The organism is Candidatus Acidiferrales bacterium (genome assembly GCA_035515795.1).
In the GTDB taxonomy this organism is placed as follows: Bacteria; Bacteroidota; Ignavibacteria; order Kryptoniales; family JAKASW01; genus JAKASW01.
This window is the reverse complement of sequence record DATJAY010000039.1, coordinates 170,272-188,018: the sequence shown is the minus strand read 5'-3', so window position 1 is coordinate 188,018 and position 17,747 is coordinate 170,272. Positions and strand designations below refer to the sequence as shown.

Below are 17,747 nucleotides of genomic sequence, written 5' to 3'. Positions count from 1 at the left end.
CCTCCTCTGAGAGAGCCCCGGCTACCGGGACAAAATATCTTTTATTTTTTTCAAGCGAGATTTCCTGTCATGCCCGTCTCTAAGAAGCGAGTCAATTCCGAGCAGCGACCATGACTTATAAAACTGCAACAGCGTTTTCTTGCTTTCAAGCGCCTTTATGTGATCCGAGATCACTTCGATATCCGCCCGCGCCAACGGACCTGTCAGAGACTTCATCCCTTCGTTTTCGGATAAATTACTGACCGTTGATGACAGCAGCGCTGTCATCAACGCCTTCGCGTCCCGGGGATGGATAAAACCGGATACGAGTTCTTCCGCGCTCCTAATGGCAACGACGGTCGAGTTGGAAGCAATCGCACTAGCAATATGGAGCAGCATTCTTTGTCTTTCGTTCTTTAGTATGATTAACTTTGAGTTTAACAACCCTGCAATCCGTCGTGCAACTGATTGAGCTTTCTTATCACCGAAAAAATCATAATAGATTTCACTTGCCGACCGCGGTTGATACCGATTTGCAAATGCCGCAATCGGGTGAAGCGCGCCGACCGATGCACCACGGCCCCTGAGCGGCTGAAGGAGCCCAACGCTTTTGACACCGCTCGTGTGGAGCACAACTTTTGATTTCCAGGAGATATTATTTACAGCCAAGAGTCCGTCAACCACATTCTCGATCTCATCGTCCTGTACGGCTATAAACAGAATTTCAAAATCGTCGGCCAGAGACGATGCACGTTCTACGATGTCTGCAGCAGGAAATACTGAGCTTAATTTCCTGCGTTGCGATTCACTCCTGTCTTTTGGGAGAATGTGCCTGCATTCCCACCCCTTTCCCTCAAGCGCCATTGCCAAACTGGACCCCACCCTTCCTGGTCCGACCAAGGAAAAAGGACGTAGCGGTCTTATCATGAGATAATCGCTGATAAGTATCCGACGACTGCCGACTTATCACCGGATGTATCGCCTGAATTGCAGTGGTTCAAAAGTGAAACTTTATTCAGCCCTAGATTCTTTGAAGCGTACAAGGAGGAGGCGATCGGTCCACCGCCGCACGCCTCACATCTGCGATTCTCGATATCGCTTAATAAAATTTCCGGGTCCAGGCTCATTATATCATTTATGCATACTTTATCCATGTCGTTAGCCGTATCATAGTCATAGTAGTGAGACAAATCGGAGCTAGCTACAATCAAGACGTCGGAGCCAGACGCAATATTGCCCAGCGCTCCGCCTACCACCCTGCAATATTCACGCTTCTGGTCGCCCATCACGATTGGAAGGAGTTCGAAATCTCCGAGGGTCGATTGAAGAAATGGCAACTGTACTTCTATGGCGTGCTCTGCTCCATGTCCAAGCGTAGATTTAACCGCAACATCGCCTGCAAGTCCCAGAAATTTTTCCCTGGTTTCACAATTTATTTTTATCTCACCCAGAGGGGTCGAATAAGCTTTACCAGAAAAGACAGATACGCCGTCAAAATATTCATGGTGACTTGGAGAAATAATAGCTACAGTGGCGAACTGATTTCTATGCAAAAGAGAATATGCATGCGCCGCTGTATATCCGCTATACAAATACCCCGCGTGTGGTGAAATGATTCCCGAAATTCTCTTAGGAACGTCGCCCGTAATGTTTTCCCTTGCCTCACCAAGTAATTTCTTAACCGTTTTTGCCAGGCTATCCTTCCCGACAGGATAGAATAACCCCGCAACGGCGGGCGGGCGTACTGACTCATTTTCGTTCTGCAAAATTATCCTCTGAAGGAATTCCCAATTCCTTTTCGCCGAAGATCTCGGCGGAAAAAATATACAGCCTCGCATCCGGACTCTTGTAATCTTCCGTGTCCAGTCCGGCTTTTACGCATGTATATTCCAAGAATTCTTCCCTGTTCCAATTGTTTTCGGTTGCCACCTGAGGTAACAGTAAGCCGCGGTGAATTCCCCTCTCGATGATAAGACCATGGCGTCCGATCTCAATTTCCTCTATGGTGCTGAGTTTTTTCAAAGGAGAGAGTATGGAAATTTCTATCCGTAAATCCTTCAATTCATCTTCTCGAACCGATTCGAATCGCGGGTCACACGTAGCGGCTCTCACCGCCATTTTCGATACGATCTGGTATAACGGGAACTCAGGCTCAATTAAGCCGATACAACCTCGCAGCTCGCCGTTCTTCTTAATCGTAACAAAAACGCCCGCTGCCCTTGCCAAATTCTGATCAGCTGGTTTGATCGGAGAATAGACTTTTCTTTTCACCGCCGCTTCTATGGAGCCGCGCGCGACACGAAGAAGATATGATTTCTCTTCGCTTGTCAGAGCATATCCCATCTCAGAACAGTTTGGATTTACTTCCATACTCCAGGGATCCTTGCTTTGCACTTTCTGCATGAACCGTCAATCAGATTATTCCTCAACACTCTGAATCCGCTTCGTTCCACGAGCAGCTCTCCACATCTGTGGCAGTTGGTATTTTCAAGGTTTTCAACCATGCCGGGCAAATTGCCGGCATATACAAAATATAGTCCCGTTTCTTTTCCAATTCTTGCGGCGTTCATCAGCATCTTTGCATCGGTGCTTTCCCTATCCAGCATCTTGTAGTCCTGATGAAACGCCGTGATGTGCCATGGAATCTCCGGAGAGACCGACGCAATAAATTTAGCTATGCCTTTCAATTCCTCTATGCCGTCATTGAATCCCGGCACCAACAGCGTCACGATTTCCACCCAGAGTCCTTTTTCTTTCAGAAGATGGATGGCATTTAGAACCACTTCCAATCTTCCGCCAAGCTGCCTGTACCTTTTATCGTCAAATCCTTTCAAGTCGACTTTATACAGATCTACATAAGGAGTTATGTAATCTATCACTTCCGGCGTCGCGTTGCCGTTGGATACGTATGCGCCGCGAATCCCGTAGGGCTTGGCCAGCTTGAAGATCTCTGCGGCCCATTCACTCGTGATGAGCGGCTCATTGTATGTTGAAACCAAGACCGGAGATTTATAGAGCAATGCGAGCTCGACTATTTTTTCAGGTTCGATTACTTCCGGCTGTGCGGCGGCGGACGGATCTCGGATCGCCTGGCTCGTAATCCAATTCTGACAATAAGAACAATGGTAATCACATCCCAGCATTCCGAAGCTTACCGCGCTTCTCCCGGGGAATGCATGGAAGAACGGTTTCTTCTCAATAGGGTCGAGCTGAATCCCGGCAGCATATCCCCGCGGCACAAAAAGTTTTCCGTCTTTATTAAACCGCACCTTGCAAATCCCGTCGCGTCCGGGTTTGATCTTGCACCGATGGCCGCACGCGTAACACAAAACCCAATCATTCTCAAGTTTGGTGTAAAGCTCACCCTCGGCGGTGTGGTCCTGCAAAACGCTTTTAAGAGTTAAAGTCTCAGCCATAGCTTTCTCTCAACGAGTTGTCCGTGCCCCTGGATCGAAAAATCCATGGGGAATTATCAACCGACTCACAGAAGTTTACGCTTTAAAATGGAGAAAGTCAACCTGTGGACATCGCTTATCTCGAGGAACTTCTGATTTACTTGATTAACTTCATTCCGTTTCCCAATTTCATTTGACGATTGAAAAGGAGGAGGATAGGTTATGAAACGATACGACTGGAGCAGATTTGTGTTAAGGATCCCGATCAATTCTGAGGTGCGAGAAATCTACGACTCGTGGACGACCCAAACCGATCTCGAACGGTGGTTTCTAAGAAGGGCGGCGTTTTCAAAGCCAGACAAATCACCGAGACCTCCCAATGATCACATCAAAAAAGGCGATACTTACGAATGGTTGTGGCATGGCTATGACGATGGAACTGTCGAAAGAGGAACAATTCTGGAGGCAGACGGTAAAGACTCTCTGAGGTTTGTGTTCGGCAAAGCTGGAATAGTCAGTGTAAAGATAAAAACTGAATCCGGATATACTCTTGTAGAACTTCAGCAGGAAGATATTCCTGCCGATGAAGAATCAAAAATAAGTTTTCATCTCGGCTGTACGAAAGGATGGGCATTTTATCTTGCAAATCTGAAATCCGTACTTGAAGGCGGCGTCGATTTGAGAAACAGGAATATAAATTTGAAAAACGTAATTTCTTCCTGAACTAAACTTATGCTTACATGGCATTTGACAAATTCGACAACCTGATAAGAAATTAATTGTGGCCCGCCCGATAAGGTATGTGCATACAAATTTAGTGGCAAGAGATTGGAAGTCGCTCGCCCAGTTTTACATAGATGTCTTTGGATGCACACTTAAACCCCCCGAACGAGATCTGAAGGGAAAATGGCTGGTCGACGCAACATCACTTCACGATGCCCGTATCCGAGGAATTCACCTCCAACTTCCCGGTTATGGAGAGGATGGACCCACTTCAGAAATTTTCCAATACTCCAGCATGACCAGGGGTGTGGCACACAAAATTAATCGGCCTGGTTTTGGCCACATAGCTTTCGCTGTCGGAAATGTTCAGCAAATGCTCGAAAAGGTTATCCGTAATGGAGGAGGTAAAGTCGGAGATCGAGTCTCTACAGAAATCAAAGGTGCAGGTAAAATAGAGTTCGTCTATGCCAGCGATCCGGAAGGAAATATCGTAGAGTTGCAGAAGTGGGAGTGAGTAAGGGAATGACTGGAGTTGGGACTGTGCCTTTATTCGAGAACTGACAGTGTGTGCTACCTTCTTCTTCGGATCTCTATGAGTTGACCGGCGTTCCCTGATGAAACCTCAGCCGCCACCCTTTCGGAGTTCTAATCCAAATTGAGCTCCTGTTCCCCATCTCCAGCTTATTTCCGATCACTTCAGTGATGTAAGTTACCAACACAACATCTTCAGTAATCGGATGGATTCTAAAATCTTTCAGCGGGAGCTTCGCATTGATTTTCTGTGCGGGCGCAGCGAGCGTATCCTCTCTCTTGTAGACGCGACCTGAACGCCCAAACTCGAAGAAGTCCGGCGACAATACACGTTCCATATAGTCCCTGTCGAATCGCGTTTCGGAGCGCCACATCGATTCTTCAAGTTCCTTGACCGCCTCAAAATCTTCTCTGCTGATCTGCATTCTTGCCTCTCTTGAAATCAGAGCACTTCTTAAGATGTCTTAATTCATTTTTCCGGATAAAGCACAACCTTCACATAATTATCCATGCTGAAATACTCCTTCGCCGCCGACTGAATGGCACCTTCCGTAAGCCCGTCGATAAGTTTAGGATAGTTCAGAATCACCTCTGGATCTTCGTTGTCAAGATAGCACCCGTACAATCTCGACATCCAATAACCGTTTTGTTTCAAATTTACTTCGAGGGAGCGGCGCTCCAACTCCTTTTCCTTCTGGATGTAAACCGAATCCGGTCCTTTGAGTTTCAGGCTGTCTATTTGAATCAGCACCTGCTTCACAAGCTCATCCACGCGGTCGGGACTGCATCCCCATGAAATCGTGATGCTGTATTCCGGTTTCGGGATGGAATGTGAATTGCCGTTTACTCTAACTCCGTAAGTCGCACCTTTATCTTCCCTCAGTACCTCGCGGAGCCTGATGTTGAGGATGCCCATCATAGCTTCAAAATCGTACCGGTTTTGTTGCGACCACACAAATGGTCCGGTGAATGTGAGATTGACCAGGCTCTTTGGCTCGACACCTTTTCGCACTTCCTTGGCTATGACACCTTTGGGTGGTTCCATCCCTATGTCCTTCCACTTTTCACCACGGTTCAAAGAGGGTAAAGAAGCAAGATACTGCTCAGCGAAGGGCTTTAAGCTGTCAACCTGGAACGATCCTACAAAGAAGAAAGTGGAACTGCTGAAGTCCGCAAACCGTGACTTGTAAATGGAGAGAGCTTCGTCCAACCTGACTTCATCCAGCAAGCCTGTCGTTATGGGACGTCCTCTAAAATGATAATTTGACATCGTCACTCGGATCGTGTCATTGAACACCGCCTGCGGGTTAGCACTCACATTCTGCAAAGACTCTTTCCATCGCGTCATGTAGGCCGAGAACGCAGCCGTGTCCCTTCTTGGTGAAGTCGAGTAGAGATATACAAGTTGGAACAATGTCTCAATATCTTTCGGCGATGAATTACCTCGGAGACCTTCGTAGATTTCAGAGATCATCGGGCTGACAGATACGACTTTGCCCGCCAGTTTCTTGTTGAGTGTAACGGCATCAAAATCTCCGATCCCGGCTTGAGCGATAATGCCGGTGGCGGCAATTGCTGAAAGGTAATCGCTGTCATCGACGAGCGACGAGCCGCCGGGAGCGTAAGAAGAGAAAAGAATCTCATCGTTCTTGAAATCGGTGGGCTTCAACACAACTCTTGCCCCATTTGAAAGTCTCCATTCAGTGATCCCAATCGAAGGTATCTTTTTCTCTGCGACAATTTTTCCAGGAACCGGCAGCTTTGCAATCAGCGGCTCGGAGCTCACACGATCAACGTACGGCTCGAGTTTCAAGGCTCCCGCCGCACTTACAACAGCCAGCACTTCATTCTCCGACGGAAGTCTGACACTGTCTTTCTCAGGTGCCGCGACGAGAATGGTTGAATTACCGGGCCTCATTCTTTCTGATGCAAGATCGTTTACTTCCTCTGCCGTAATACCAGGCAGTAATTGTTTGTACAGAGCGAGCTCTGCTGCGATTCCCGGAATCGGTTCATCATTTATGAAATTCCGCTGGTACTCGTTAACATACCGGCTCGATTCTGTTTTGTCGCGCTCATCGTATGCTTTCTGCATCCATCTCAAACTTTCATTCTTTTGACGCTCGAGCTCAGAAGAGGTGAAACCGTATTCCCTCACTCGATTGGCTTCAACCATGACAGCCTGAAGTCCCCTTACGATCGTCGTGTCCGCGACACCCGCACCCAAACTATAAGCTTGTCTGTCCGCGAGGAATCTCCCGTCGCCACCATAGGCATAGATGAAAGCCGGGTTCGGCTTAAGAACAATTTCACTGAGGCGCGCATTGAACATCCGATCATAGAGACCACTTATGATGTCATTGCGATAGTCGGATACGGTCCGGCTCCCGTGAGCATTTCGCAGAAACGTTACGCTAATTGAAGTCCGGGACAATTCTTTATCCGTGGCAATCGAGACCAGAGTATCCTTGTGATCTGGGATGGAATATTTTGCTCGCTCCCGCTCATTCGGCGGGTTCTTCAGGCTTGAGAAATGGTCTTTAATAAGTTGTTCGATCTCACCCTTGTTGAAATCTCCGACAGCGATCACTGCCATCAGATCCGGTCTATACCAGTCACGATAAAAACGTCGGATGGCATCGTGTGGACACGAGTCTATGATCCCTATCTTTCCGATCGGAATCCGCTCGGCATAACGGGACTTGTAGAATAAATACGGACACTGCTGTCTGAAGATGCGCTCATCGGCGCCTCTTCCGAGCCGCCATTCTTCCCTGACTACACCGCGCTCTTTTTCAATATCCGAATCATTGAATGTTACGGCATGAGCCCATTCTTCCAGTATCTGGAATCCGGTTTTCATGACAGCCGGCGAGTCCGTCGGCACCTGAAGGATGTACCATGTCTCGTCAAAGTCTGTGTAGGCGTTTACTTCTGGCCCAAACCTGATACCTGACTTTTCCAGGAAATTCGCCAGCTCGTGTTTCGGAAAACTCTTCGTGCCATGGAATGCCATGTGTTCCACGAAATGCGCGAGCCCTTGCTGGTCGTCGTCTTCAAGGACCGACCCGGCTTTCACGACAAGCCGCAGGTCGGCGCGTTTTTCAGGCTTCCTGTTTTCCTTGATGTAATAAGTCAGACCGTTATCCAGTTTGCCGATGGTGGCGCTTGAATCAGTCGCAAGTGACTGGTCTAGCTTGAATATTTGCTGGGCTTGAGTTTGCGTAACAACAACTGAGAGCAGAAATGACAACCCATATACGAAAGAACGAAGCATCTTCATGTGGATAGACTCCTTAAACTAACATCGATTGCGTGAAGCAAAACAAAGTGAACATCTTCTATTTAAGACTGGCATAAGTGAGACTGAAAGCATAAGCTTTATAGACCTGCCCTGAGCTTGTCACTGAGTAGTCATCCTCGGCCACCATTCCTACACCTATAGATAGATAATAATCTTCTACCGGTTTTGAACTATAAAATAGGCGATACATGTAACAATTATAAGTACCTAGCGGAACGCTCACCGAGGTGTCCGTCGATTGAACAGACACCGAATCCGAATAGCAATTCCAACTCTCGCCAGCACTCCCCGGATATTTGAGAAAAAGAGCCTGGGAACCGTTCGACATTATCCAAAATCCGTTAGATCTTTCCGTGTAGAAGAAATTCCCCGTGTCCCCTGAAAGGCGATACCACGTCTCGCCGGCGACGACGGTGTCTGATGTAATTGAAAGCGAAAGTGTTCCTCCCCCATTAACGATTCCTGCAGTATCATAGGATGCCACTTGATAATCCCAGAGGTCACCCGTTTTAAGCGGCCAAATTTGTTGATCGCTTGACGCACCAACCAGATTACTCTTCTTGCAGGATGAAAGCATGAATATTGCAGAGCCAAGCAACAAAAGAAATAAAACTAATTTCGTTTTGCCTCCTTTCAGTAATTGCTACAGAAAACTGTATTTAGAAAGTTAAGTCGTTCTTGAAGCACACTCAGAAATCATTTTCAGATTAATTTAGATCGATTGGTTAGAAGAAACAATTATCCTTTCTCAGGTATTTGAATTCCTCAAATGCTATCTTGTCTCCGATTCGTTATGAACGATTGACAATTAAAAGAAAATTCTACCATGTGCAAAAGAATTACCACAGCATCCATCTTCCTTATTGTCTCATCGACGATAATCGGATGTGCATCCTTAAATATCCCGATGCGGCGCAACGTTCTCAATTACCCCGTGAACCTCCGGGAGTTAGATTCAGGCTGGGTATGTATGAATATCGGGGACCTGAAATCGACCGGAGAAGAATTGTCCACTCCATCTTATCCTTTGTCCGGATGGATGCGTGCTACAGTGCCTGGAACTGTCCTGACGACACTATTGAACGACAGCTTGATCCCTGATCCATATTATGGGATGAACAATAAGAAGATACCAGACATCTACGACGCCGGGCGCAAATATTATACCTACTGGTTTGCAAACAATTTCCACGAGCAACCGCCTGTCGACAACCAACGGGTCTGGCTCCATTTCCGAGGCATCAATTACGGGTGTGACATCTACCTGAACGGCCATAGACTGAACAAGCAAACACATTACGGAATGTTCCTGCGACAGACTTATGACATCACCTCCTTCATCCCGCAGGACGGAGACAACCGGCTTGCCGTCTTGGTTTTTCCTCCCGATCCTGTCGGCAACCCAAATGGCGGACAGGGCGGCGATGGAACAATCGCACGAAATGTGTCGAGCCAGTACACTGCTGGCTGGGATTGGATCCAGCCCATCCACGACCGGAACACGGGAATCTGGGACAAGGTGATTATTGAAAGAACATTTTCAATTCGTCAGCAGAATCCGCATGTCGTCACTGTGGTTCCCGGCAAGAGATTTCCTGAAGCGCCACAAGCACCAGTGATCATCAAGGCAAGCGCGGAGATTTACAATCCGACAGATAAGGAGGTTCATGGTGCACTTGAATATATTCTCGATAGCGTTGTCGTAAAGAAGGAAGTGGTCCTTCAACCGGATACAACAACAATGGTGCAATTACCGGATTACACAATGAAGAATCCGAAGCTATGGTGGCCAAACGGCTACGGCAGGCAAGCTTTGTATAGATTCGATTTTCAATTCCTGAATGATGACAATCAAATACTTGACGAGAAGATTATTACGACAGGCATCCGTGAAATACAGACACAATGGAACGACCACACACGCAGCCGTCAGGTGCTTGTAAACGGACAGAAGATATTCATAAAAGGCGGCGACTGGATTACGTCGGATGCCATGCTCCGCTTCTCGCCCGAACGGTACGATGCCGAACTCCGCTTTCACCGAGACATGAATCTCAACCTGATCCGCGTGTGGGGTGGAGGTATTACTGAGCGGCCGGAGTTCTACGACGCGTGCGACAAATATGGAATACTCGTCTTTCAGGATTTCTGGATGTCAGGCGACTGCAACGGCAAGTGGACCGATCCGAAGAAAAAAGAAGATCAGTGGACCAGGCGTAATTATCCCGACGACCACCTGCTCTTCCTGGAATCCGTCGCCGACCAGGTCAAAATGATCCGCAACCATCCCTCTCTCGCTTTCTACTGTGGCGGGAACGAAATTGCTCCACCCGAAGATATCCTTGCTTCAATCCAAGATTCCCTGCTGCCAGAATTGGACACTACGCGTTATTTCTTCGAGTATTCAAATGTCGATAGCATGTCGTACAACTTTATCGGCCGCACGGGAGACGGACCATATTGGCTTGAGCCTGTGAGGTTCTTCTGGGAAAACCGTTTCTTCCCCTTCAACTCTGAAATTGGATCTGTAGGGATGGGAGATTACGAATCGCTGGAGCGTTTCATACCACAACAGGACATGACCCTTCCAGGCCCGGCCTGGAAAAACATGGATTCAGTGTGGGGGTACCACGAACCAGGTTGGTACGGCAGCTTCATCGATGCCTACGGAAAACCGATGGACGTCAAAGACTATGCCGACAAGGCGCAACTTGTCAACTACGACGAGTATCGTGGGTTGATCGAAGGTCACCTGGCGCACATGTGGGACTGGTATACCGGCGTCATCATCTGGAAAACTCAGAATCCATGGACGGCCCTGCGCGGTCAAATGTACGATCACTATCTCGATCCGAACGGAGGTCTATATGGTTTGCACCACGCAGGCGAACCTCTCCACGTCATGTATAACCCGATAGACGGAATGACGACGGTTGTGAACGAGACTTTTCGTCCGTACCACGATATCATGCTGCAGGCAACCGCATACGATATCGCGGGCAAAGATTCGCTCGTCATGCAAGTGCTCATCCAAATGAGTCCGACTTCCGTTCAGAGAATCGAGCCTGTCAAGAAGATATTGGACACCCTGTTTACAGCTCACGGAGGTTTCCTCTCATTGCGTTTGCTCGACACTGACCGCAAAATGTTAAGCGACAATTTTTACTGGCTTCCCGATTCCACAGGCAATTACACCGGATTGCAGCAAATGCCGAAGGCAAATGTGTCGGTGACGGCAAGAGTAATAAGCCCGCTGAAGATTGAAGTTACAATCTCCGATCCCGCAGGTGGACCCGTCGCATTTTTCAATCGTATCTCGCTGGTTCACTCCTCAACAAAAAAACGTATTCTGCCCGTGTTTTACAGCGACAATTATATCTCGATATTACCCGGCGAAGCAAAGACAATCTTCATCGATACGAAATCTGATGAGACAATGAATGGTGTCGTTTCAATCAAGGGTTGGAATGTCGAGCAGGGATATTACATCGTAAGTTCGAAATAATCCCCAGTCTCGACTTACTTCTGCTCGGTCTTCACAAAATCGTTCAGATTGTATCCTTGAGTTTTCAGAATTTCAAATGCCGCCCTCATGTCTTCCGGTGAAAGTACCGGGGTCCGACTTAACACCCAGCCGTATTTCCGCGAAGGAGTTCCAACAACAGCATAATTGTAATTGTCGTCGAGCCCGATGATCCAGTAATCTCCCCAGAATAACTGGATGCCGAGAATTCTGACGAAGCTCACTTCCAACTTTGCATTCGTCGTGGTGTCGACAACCCGCGCAATTCCCTTCGCCTCATCTGCGGAACCATCGTTTTTGGTACACCTGTTTATTACTTCGATCTTTCCGTCATCGCGGAGCGCGTAGCTCGCTGCCGTGTTGCAGGAACATTGCTTCTGAAAAGAGTTGGGTATTTTTGCTATTTCGTACCACGTCCCAATGTATCTTTTGAGGTCGACGTGCTTGACGGTCGTCACCTCTGCAGGTGGAGTTTGGCTATCGGCGCCGCTACTCGAAAGCATCAGCAATATTCCAGCAAAACAAATCGAAACAATTCCTTGAGTTTCCATGATTGCCCTTCTATCAAATTTCCGACTCTCACAGGAGTAGATTAGTCAACGTCATGGAACGATGCAAGGGCGTTCGCAACATGGTGGCGAAGTCACCACGTTTCCTATCATTGACCGACATCCCCATCCTCGCAGGCTTCACCTCCGTTCAAGCTACTTTAAATGTCGTTTCCCCTTGATATCTCATCGTACGAATACTATCTGACAGTTGTATTTCTCTTTTGCAGCATTTAGATTACGTGCAGTCATATGCAACTGTTTGAATCTCCAATCAAACTGAACGGAGGCTGTGTCATGAAGTTCTATTTCATTCTAAAATCTTCTAGGGCTCTCAAGTTATCATGCCTATTAATCGTTTTCCTTTTGCTCTCGGGCTGCACCAAAAATTCCAACCCCACAGGAGATCAAGGGAGTCTTTCCGATTCCTCGATAAAGCCGAAAGTCATATTTACACTTCCGGCCGATAAGAGCGTCGGCCCCTTCGACATTTACAATCCAGGGTCAGGATCGAGCAGACCTTCGTTCGTCTTGCAGTTTAACAAGCTTATGAGCACGTACTCGCTAAAAGTGGGAGCGATAACATGCAAAGGCTTTGACAGACCGGTCGTAGTAATACTTCACTTGACCTCTATCCCTGTCATATACGATAAGGCGCAATCTGCTAACCGTACAGGCACTACCGAAAGCGTGGACACACAGCATCGTTCGAACAAACCGGAAAGTTATGACGACGTACTGGAATTCGACATTTTCGACTCCTTAACCTATGAGACCGGCTACGGCGGCGTTCAAATGCGGTATGCTGTCGGCAAGACTTACACCGTTACTATCGATACCTCACTTGAAGACATCAACGGGAACCATCTTCAGACTTCTTATACATTCTCTTTTACGCCTGAACCTAATTTCCGCGTGATATATTCATTTCCGGCAGCAGGTCAGACGAACGTCAATATCCTAAACGGACAGTACATGGAAGTAATGTTCAACAGCCCACTCCAGGCGAGCGCTCTATCCCAGATCACTATCACGCCGACTTTGAAGGGCAAATGGAGCTTTTACAACGGCGACTCCACTGTTGCCTCTTTCTCCTCTATTGACGCAATGAAGTACAATACGGCATACTCCATAGCCATTCCAGCGGGAGTCGGTGACAATTACGGACATCAATTGGTAAGTAATTATTCATCAGGTTTCACGACTACGCCGTTTCAGGTGCAGTCCGTGAGCCCAACGGACGGCAGCACTAACGTATCTTCGACCACTGAGGTTTATTTCTCCATGACGGGCGGAATCGACACGAGCACGATTCGCTCTGCATTCACGATCAGCCCAAGTACGACGGGTACGCTGTATTACTCCGGCAATGGTCCTACAGATTTTTATTTCATGCCGGCCCCGGGTTTCGCCTTTAATACAAAATATACCCTGACGCTGTCGACCGCATTAAGAGCGACCGACGGAACGTATCTCTCCGCTCCTTTCAGTGCCTCATTCACGACGCAGGCATTTCAAGTGACATCAACTTCTCCGAGCGACGGGTCTATCAACGTCCCTTCTTCCCAGAATATCTATGTTTATTTAAACGGTCCAATCGATACGTCAACCGTTAGATCCGCGTTCAGCATCAGTCCGAACATAGCGGGGTATTTTACAGACTACTACGGCTCCGACTATTTTGAGTTCACTCCGTATAATGGATTTAGCATGGGGACGAACTACACCGTTTCCATCTCGACGGCATTGAAGGCATTAAATGCAACCCCGCTCCCATCGGATTACACATTTTCCTTTTCTACTCAGCCGTTCCAGATAACAAGCTGCAGCCCGTCAAATGGGACATCGGACTGGCCGCTGAATTATTCTCCAATATCCGTCTATTTTAATACCCTCATCGACACGGCGAGTGCACGAGCTGCTTTTAGCATAAATCCAAATACCTCAGGATATTTTAGTTTTTACAATTATTCCGGCTCACCTGAGTTTACATTCACCCCGAATAATGGGTTTAAGCTGGGCACCACTTACAGTGTGGTGATCTCGACTGCGATGAAATCTCTGGGCGGAGGTAATCTTTCTTCTCCTTACACTTTTTCATTCTCTACCGTCCCATTTCGTGTTTCGATTTCTCCTACAGACGGCAGCACCGGAGTAAGCAGGGGGACTTCCATCGAAGTTTACTGCGACGCCCAATATGATACATCAACCGTGCGCTCGGCTTTCAGTATCAGTCCAAGCGTCAGCGGCTCACTCCAGTTTTTCGGTAACTCCAACTATAGCCCATATTTCTCTTTTTACCCGACGAACTCTACCAGCTTCTCTGCCAATACGAAATACACGGTAACTATCTCGACAACGTTAAAGGCGTATGATGGAACACCCCTGCCTCAGACTTATACTTCAACCTTCACAACGGGGTCTTATTGAGTAAGGCGATCTCTTAAATTTCGACTACTTCGGTTCTCCGGAATTCGATCCGAGCTTCTTTAACGCCATGCCTGTAAGCCGGCATATCCTCCAGTCATCGAGGCAGACAGCCCCCATCTTTTCATAAAATTCTATCACCGGTTTATTCCAGTCGAGCACAGCCCATTCGAGTCTTCCACATTTTCTTTCGACGGCAACGCGCGAGAGATACGTTAACAATGCCTTGCCTACTCCCTTCTTGCGAAACTCCGGCAATACAAAAAGATCCTCCAAATAAATTCCGGGCTGTCCGAGAAATGTGGAGTAATTATGAAAGAAGAGCGCGAAGCCGGCAGGCTCATCCCCGTAACGTGCGATGACGACTTCAGCAAACTTCTTTGGTCCGAAGAGCGTCTCCCGCAATGCATCTTCAGTTGCGACGACCTGGCCGAGCAGACGCTCGTATTCAGCAAGTCCCTTTATGAAAGAAAGAATCAAAGGGACATCTCTTTCGGCAGCCGGCACGATGTTTATGGTCGGGTCGATCATAATCTTATTTTATTTGAAATATAAGCGATCTCGTCCGATTGTCATTAAGATGTAGATTTGTATTTTGAACTCCCGTTAGATATTATTTTGGATCATTAAAGGAAAAAAGACATGGCAAAAACGAGAGCCGATTGGTTTGAATATTTTATGGCAATAGCCGAGCAGGTGTCAACGCGCAGCACATGCGACCGCAGACATGTCGGCGCCGTCATCGTGCGCGACAAGGTAATACTTTCAACAGGATATAACGGGAGTCTCCGCGGCGCACCGCATTGCGATGACGTCGGACACGACATGGACAACGGGCATTGCGTTCGCACCGTCCATGCAGAAGCCAACGCCGTCGCGCAGGCGGCGAAAAACGGCGTGAATATCAACAACTCGGAGATCTACGTCACCGCGTCGCCCTGCCTGAACTGTTTCAAACTAATCGCGAACTCGGGTATCAACTCAATCTATTATAAAGAATTCTACCGCGACGAGAGGATAAAGAAATATGCGGAAGAAGCAGGCGTGGAACTGATTTACATGGGGACCGAAACACCCGCCGGAACATAACGGGACCAGCCTGCTTCAATGAGAGAAACGACGAAGAAATAGAAAACTTTATCCTGCGGCCGCCTCAAGGCGTGCAATCGCGGAAATTTTCTCCCTCATCAGCCTTCTCTCCGTTTCTGACCCGGTCAGCCTTTCTGCAATTTCAAATTCCTCACGGGCGTCCCCCTTCCTGTCCAGGCGACAATAGATTTCTCCCAACAGGCTGTGGTAAATGTGGTAAGTCTCAATTTTTTTCTTGTCCCGGATGTTCACTAACAACCTCAATGCTTCTGCGGCTCCATGAACCTGCATCGTCGCGACAGCTTTATTCAATTCCAGAACCGGCGACGACGAAACACGGCAGAGCCATTCGTACAGCTCTAGTATCCTTGCCCAGTTCGTCCTGTCAAAACTCTCCGCAGTGCAATGTTCGAACGCGATCGCGGCTTCGAGATGGTACTTGCTCACCGAATCTCCATACGCCGCTTTGTTCATAAATTCGTTCCCCGCCGCGATCAATTCAAAATCCCATTTGCTTCTGTCCTGGTCCGGCAGCAAGATTATTTCTCCCTCGGGTGTAAGGCGGCTGTCGTTGCGCGACGACTGGAAACACATCAATGCCATCAGCGCAAAAGTTTCCGGCTGTGACGTGAGAGGATTCTCGGTAAGCATCTTGCAAAGTAGTATCGCCTCTTCCATCAGGTCTTTCCGTATCAACTCTTCGGAGTCAGTCGAGTTATATCCTTCATTGAACAGGAGATAGATCGAGTTCAGCACTCCATCTATTCTGCTTTTCAGTTTATTCGGCAGAGGGACGGCAAATTCAATCTTGTGCGACCGGAAAAATTCTTTCGTCCGGTATAATCTTTTAGAAATCGTGTCCTCGGAAGTCAGGAATGCCCTGGCGATTTCGGCCGTGCTGAATCCGCAAAGCACTTTCAGAATAAGTGTGATCTGATTTTCCTCCGGGATTGCAGGATGGCAGCAAACAAACATCATGCGAAGCATATCGTCTTTCACAATCTCTTCCTGTCCCGCCTCGTCGATCATTCCCGGTAATAACGAGTCCGCATCAGGAAGACTGGATTCCTCCTCTGTCTCCAACCTGACCGAATGGTTGTTTCGTCTTAATACATCGATCGCTTTGTTTCGCGCGGCTTGATACAACCACGCGGATGGATTGTTCGGTATTCCATTTACCGGCCAGAGCTGAGTTGCCTGCAGAAGAGCATCTTGCACAACGTCTTCAACTATTTCGAGATTTTCTGTCCCGAAAGTCCGCGTCAGCACGGAAACCATCTTCCCCGATTCATGGCGGAAAAGGTGATCGACAAGCTTATCGACGTTGTTGTCTTCCATCGCCAGCCCCCTTTTAGTAAACCTTGATCTCTCTTACCTCGACACTGCCATCCTGGTCGAGGATAGGGCATCCTTTCGCGACCTCGAGAGCCTCGTCAATGTTTCGTGCTTTGACAGTGCAGAAACTCCCGACGACTTCTTTCCCTTCGGCAAATGGCCCATCGTGCACTTGCTTGCTCTTTCCTTTGACTACTTTTCCAGATTGGACCAAACGATTGCCTGGAGTAAGTCTTCCTTCCTTCAGAAGATTTTCAGTCCATGTCTGCCATTTCATCGCCTCTTTCTGAAATTCTTCACGCGAAGCGGTTTTGTAATCGAATCCATCTTTGAACCTGAAAAGGAACATGAAATCTTTCATGTCTAATTTGTCCTCTTACTAATTGTTTAATCCCTTTCGATCGAGAATTTGCCGCATATATTTTTCAACTTTGTAGAATGTTCAAGTGTTTGCCCCTCTTTGTTAAACATTTTTTTCTACTTTCCTTTAATGTGCCCATCACCTTACGCCTGTTCGAGGTGAACCATGTTACCGTCAGGGTCCTTGAAATTAAACCACTTTATGCCTGACCCTGGACCGTGCAAGTCGTCACCGATTTCGCTGACTTTGACTCCTTTGGCGCTGAGATCCTTGTGGGCCGCAGCAATGTCTGAAGTCGCGAACCACAGCGTCATCGCGCCGGGCTTCGCATTTCCGTGAAAGGTGGTTAGGGTTATGGCAACTCCGTCTTCGGGGAGAGCAAGGGATACCCACCAGTGGTCATCATCCTGGCGGTAGTCTGTCGTGACCTTCAAACCAAGTTTGTCCGCATAAAAGGCTTTTGCCTTCGGCATGTCGCTGACAGCCACGGCAAGCATCATGAGTTTATTGACTAATTGCATATATTGTTCTC

The 17,747-nt window shown here is 47.8% G+C and carries 17 protein-coding genes; 5 read left to right on the top strand and 12 right to left on the bottom strand.

Going from position 1 to position 17,747, the window contains the following annotated elements:
* Positions 1 to 21: 21 nt before the first annotated feature.
* The 4 genes from VLX91_16885 to amrS are packed head-to-tail and all read right to left on the bottom strand — an operon-like array spanning position 22 to position 3,395.
* Positions 22 to 906, bottom strand: coding sequence for a DUF2520 domain-containing protein (locus tag VLX91_16885; GenBank protein HUI31887.1), 885 nt, complete (start codon positions 904 to 906; stop codon positions 22 to 24).
* A complete protein-coding gene (gene amrB, locus VLX91_16880) occupies positions 903 to 1,745 on the bottom strand; it encodes an AmmeMemoRadiSam system protein B (protein ID HUI31886.1) in 843 nt (280 codons plus the stop codon). The genes VLX91_16885 and amrB overlap by 4 nt, the downstream gene beginning before the upstream one ends.
* Entirely contained in the window at positions 1,729 to 2,349 is a 621-nt protein-coding gene (gene amrA, locus VLX91_16875; GenBank protein HUI31885.1) for an AmmeMemoRadiSam system protein A, read from the bottom strand. The genes amrB and amrA overlap by 17 nt, the downstream gene beginning before the upstream one ends.
* On the bottom strand, positions 2,340 to 3,395 hold the full coding sequence (amrS, locus tag VLX91_16870; protein ID HUI31884.1) for an AmmeMemoRadiSam system radical SAM enzyme: 1,056 nt from the start codon (positions 3,393 to 3,395) through the stop codon (positions 2,340 to 2,342). The genes amrA and amrS overlap by 10 nt, the downstream gene beginning before the upstream one ends.
* A gap of 201 nt (positions 3,396 to 3,596) precedes the next feature.
* Between amrS and VLX91_16865 the strand changes: the two genes are divergently transcribed.
* Positions 3,597 to 4,097, top strand: a complete 501-nt coding sequence (locus VLX91_16865; GenBank protein ID HUI31883.1) for an SRPBCC domain-containing protein — start codon at positions 3,597 to 3,599, stop codon at positions 4,095 to 4,097.
* Between the two features lie 58 nt (positions 4,098 to 4,155).
* Positions 4,156 to 4,611, top strand: coding sequence for a VOC family protein (locus VLX91_16860; protein HUI31882.1), 456 nt, complete (start codon positions 4,156 to 4,158; stop codon positions 4,609 to 4,611).
* A gap of 76 nt (positions 4,612 to 4,687) precedes the next feature.
* Here VLX91_16860 and VLX91_16855 read toward each other — a convergent pair whose 3' ends face one another.
* From VLX91_16855 to VLX91_16845, 3 genes are read right to left on the bottom strand one after another with little or no spacing between them, the layout of a single operon-like run.
* Positions 4,688 to 5,053 (bottom strand): DUF4440 domain-containing protein, encoded by a 366-nt coding sequence (locus VLX91_16855; protein HUI31881.1) that lies wholly within the window; start codon positions 5,051 to 5,053, stop codon positions 4,688 to 4,690.
* 44 nt (positions 5,054 to 5,097) lie between these two features.
* Positions 5,098 to 7,911 (bottom strand): insulinase family protein, encoded by a 2,814-nt coding sequence (locus tag VLX91_16850; GenBank protein ID HUI31880.1) that lies wholly within the window; start codon positions 7,909 to 7,911, stop codon positions 5,098 to 5,100.
* Between the two features lie 58 nt (positions 7,912 to 7,969).
* Positions 7,970 to 8,416, bottom strand: coding sequence for a hypothetical protein (locus tag VLX91_16845; GenBank protein ID HUI31879.1), 447 nt, complete (start codon positions 8,414 to 8,416; stop codon positions 7,970 to 7,972).
* Positions 8,417 to 8,758: 342 nt separating this feature from the next.
* On the opposite strand from VLX91_16845, the gene VLX91_16840 reads away from it, so the two are divergent.
* Complete coding sequence (locus VLX91_16840) at positions 8,759 to 11,437, top strand: glycoside hydrolase family 2 TIM barrel-domain containing protein (GenBank protein ID HUI31878.1); 2,679 nt, start codon at positions 8,759 to 8,761, stop codon at positions 11,435 to 11,437.
* 14 nt (positions 11,438 to 11,451) lie between these two features.
* Here the strand turns inward: VLX91_16840 and VLX91_16835 are convergent, their stop codons facing one another.
* Positions 11,452 to 12,006: a lipocalin family protein gene (locus tag VLX91_16835; protein ID HUI31877.1), complete on the bottom strand. Its 555-nt coding sequence runs from the start codon at positions 12,004 to 12,006 to the stop codon at positions 11,452 to 11,454.
* A 294-nt stretch (positions 12,007 to 12,300) separates the two neighbouring features.
* Between VLX91_16835 and VLX91_16830 the strand changes: the two genes are divergently transcribed.
* On the top strand, positions 12,301 to 14,433 hold the full coding sequence (locus tag VLX91_16830; GenBank protein HUI31876.1) for an Ig-like domain-containing protein: 2,133 nt from the start codon (positions 12,301 to 12,303) through the stop codon (positions 14,431 to 14,433).
* A 24-nt stretch (positions 14,434 to 14,457) separates the two neighbouring features.
* Here VLX91_16830 and VLX91_16825 read toward each other — a convergent pair whose 3' ends face one another.
* A complete protein-coding gene (locus VLX91_16825) occupies positions 14,458 to 14,961 on the bottom strand; it encodes a GNAT family N-acetyltransferase (protein HUI31875.1) in 504 nt (167 codons plus the stop codon).
* Between the two features lie 111 nt (positions 14,962 to 15,072).
* On the opposite strand from VLX91_16825, the gene VLX91_16820 reads away from it, so the two are divergent.
* On the top strand, positions 15,073 to 15,519 hold the full coding sequence (locus tag VLX91_16820; protein HUI31874.1) for a cytidine/deoxycytidylate deaminase family protein: 447 nt from the start codon (positions 15,073 to 15,075) through the stop codon (positions 15,517 to 15,519).
* 48 nt (positions 15,520 to 15,567) lie between these two features.
* Here the strand turns inward: VLX91_16820 and VLX91_16815 are convergent, their stop codons facing one another.
* The 3 genes from VLX91_16815 to VLX91_16805 all read right to left on the bottom strand — a co-directional run bounded on the left by VLX91_16815 (position 15,568) and on the right by VLX91_16805 (position 17,736).
* A complete protein-coding gene (locus VLX91_16815; GenBank protein ID HUI31873.1) occupies positions 15,568 to 16,857 on the bottom strand; it encodes a sigma-70 family RNA polymerase sigma factor in 1,290 nt (429 codons plus the stop codon).
* Between the two features lie 13 nt (positions 16,858 to 16,870).
* A complete protein-coding gene (locus tag VLX91_16810) occupies positions 16,871 to 17,215 on the bottom strand; it encodes a YciI family protein (protein HUI31872.1) in 345 nt (114 codons plus the stop codon).
* 143 nt (positions 17,216 to 17,358) lie between these two features.
* Positions 17,359 to 17,736 carry a glyoxalase superfamily protein gene (locus VLX91_16805; GenBank protein HUI31871.1) on the bottom strand — a complete coding sequence of 126 codons (378 nt, stop codon included), beginning with the start codon at positions 17,734 to 17,736 and terminating at the stop codon, positions 17,359 to 17,361.
* Positions 17,737 to 17,747 lie beyond the last annotated feature (11 nt).

Coding starts and splice junctions, on each gene's coding strand:
- VLX91_16825 (HUI31875.1), bottom strand. CDS start 14,961: ATGATCGACCCGACCATAAACATCGTGCCGGCTGCCGAAAGAGATGTC.
- VLX91_16850 (HUI31880.1), bottom strand. CDS start 7,911: ATGAAGATGCTTCGTTCTTTCGTATATGGGTTGTCATTTCTGCTCTCA.
- VLX91_16820 (HUI31874.1), top strand. CDS start 15,073: ATGGCAAAAACGAGAGCCGATTGGTTTGAATATTTTATGGCAATAGCC.
- VLX91_16885 (HUI31887.1), bottom strand. CDS start 906: ATGATAAGACCGCTACGTCCTTTTTCCTTGGTCGGACCAGGAAGGGTG.
- VLX91_16810 (HUI31872.1), bottom strand. CDS start 17,215: ATGAAAGATTTCATGTTCCTTTTCAGGTTCAAAGATGGATTCGATTAC.
- VLX91_16815 (HUI31873.1), bottom strand. CDS start 16,857: ATGGAAGACAACAACGTCGATAAGCTTGTCGATCACCTTTTCCGCCAT.
- VLX91_16865 (HUI31883.1), top strand. CDS start 3,597: ATGAAACGATACGACTGGAGCAGATTTGTGTTAAGGATCCCGATCAAT.
- amrS (HUI31884.1), bottom strand. CDS start 3,395: ATGGCTGAGACTTTAACTCTTAAAAGCGTTTTGCAGGACCACACCGCC.
- VLX91_16830 (HUI31876.1), top strand. CDS start 12,301: ATGAAGTTCTATTTCATTCTAAAATCTTCTAGGGCTCTCAAGTTATCA.
- VLX91_16805 (HUI31871.1), bottom strand. CDS start 17,736: ATGCAATTAGTCAATAAACTCATGATGCTTGCCGTGGCTGTCAGCGAC.
- VLX91_16855 (HUI31881.1), bottom strand. CDS start 5,053: ATGCAGATCAGCAGAGAAGATTTTGAGGCGGTCAAGGAACTTGAAGAA.
- VLX91_16840 (HUI31878.1), top strand. CDS start 8,759: ATGTGCAAAAGAATTACCACAGCATCCATCTTCCTTATTGTCTCATCG.
- VLX91_16835 (HUI31877.1), bottom strand. CDS start 12,006: ATGGAAACTCAAGGAATTGTTTCGATTTGTTTTGCTGGAATATTGCTG.
- amrA (HUI31885.1), bottom strand. CDS start 2,349: ATGGAAGTAAATCCAAACTGTTCTGAGATGGGATATGCTCTGACAAGC.